1 protein-coding gene and 2 pseudogenes are annotated in these 1141 nt (G+C 43.0%); all 3 read left to right on the forward strand.

Annotation, left to right across the window (positions count from 1 at the left end; translation table 11 throughout):
• Positions 1-47: 47 nt before the first annotated feature.
• Positions 48-182, forward strand: a pseudogene (locus PX636_RS22825) (DUF6883 domain-containing protein); the annotation flags it as partial.
• A gap of 3 nt (positions 183-185) precedes the next feature.
• On the forward strand, positions 186-437 hold the full coding sequence (locus PX636_RS04550; RefSeq protein WP_288116347.1) for a DUF4926 domain-containing protein: 252 nt from the start codon (positions 186-188) through the stop codon (positions 435-437).
• Between the two features lie 516 nt (positions 438-953).
• A pseudogene (locus PX636_RS04555) lies at positions 954-1141 on the forward strand (hypothetical protein); the annotation flags it as partial.

Below are 1141 nucleotides of genomic sequence, written 5' to 3' on the forward strand. Positions count from 1 at the left end.
ACCTTGAAACAATATCAATTAATACACTTGATCGGTGAATCGAATAGGGAACCTTCGATCGAGTCGAGGGCGAATTAATCGGCAGTAATCAAGTTCGCCTATCCGTCGTCACGATTTGGCTAAAACGAAATCTAGATCATCAATTTCAATTTATCACCCTCAAACCCCGAAAGGAAAAATAAACCATGGCGCAACTATACGAAGAAGTGACCCTAGCCCGCGACGTTCCCGAATACAATCTTAAGCAGGGTGATTCGGCGATTCTTGTCGATATAGTTGCCCATCCGAAGGGGGGTGAGGAAGGATATGTTTTAGAACTATTCAACGAAGTAGAAGAATCGGTTAACGTCGTCATTGTCCCGAAATCGGCGATTCAAGAAGAGGAAAAAGAAGGTTCTTCGTTACTTGGTATGATTCGATATAGGGGCATAAATTGACTAAATCCTGATCTGGCAAGAGACTTAATTGATTAGTTCGTTCTAGAGCGAAAACAATTGACAAAAATCGCAGTAATGTCTGTCTCTATCGGGGTTTCATTCCTTATAACCCCCTCCGTTGCGTGGCACAAATAGATTAATGCTAAAAAAGAGTTGACAAAATCCCTCGATTTGACCTATACTTTCTAGTATAATGGGAATCCGTGCCGAAATATATATAAGCCTTTTTTAGTTCCGATAATTAAGTGGTTCTGATTAAATAGAAGATAGATTTTGTCTTTGATCCCCTTGCCCCCTAGGGTTGATTCATAGTAGGGTTGATTCATGAATCAACCCTACCTTGAGGGGGTTTGATCCCCCCTGCCCCCCTTGATAAGGGGGGATCCCCCCTTAATCCCCCCTTGATAAGGGGGGTTTGATCCCCCCTTAATCCCCCCTTGATAAGGGGGGTGTTTGACAGTTAACACCTACCTACTTAATAAACCATCACCGGGTAAATAGCCAGAGATAAAAATTATGAAGGAAAGCACCGTCCCCACCATTAATCTCGCCCCTAAACTCAGACGCAATTTATCTTTATGGAATCCCTTTGATTATCTTTTGCTGTTGTACTGGGTGTTTTATTTTCCCCAAGCAGTGGGCTGGTATGTGGAAACGAGAGACGGCGGCGATAACCATCCCGTACAATTGCGTCTAAGGATTCA

This window comes from Microcystis sp. M53598_WE2 (genome assembly GCF_030067735.1).
Taxonomy (GTDB): Bacteria; Cyanobacteriota; Cyanobacteriia; order Cyanobacteriales; family Microcystaceae; genus Microcystis; species Microcystis aeruginosa.

Bases quoted from the DNA above. Each gene is read 5' to 3' on its own strand.
- PX636_RS04550 (WP_288116347.1), top strand. From the start codon at position 186: ATGGCGCAACTATACGAAGAAGTGACCCTAGCCCGCGACGTTCCCGAA.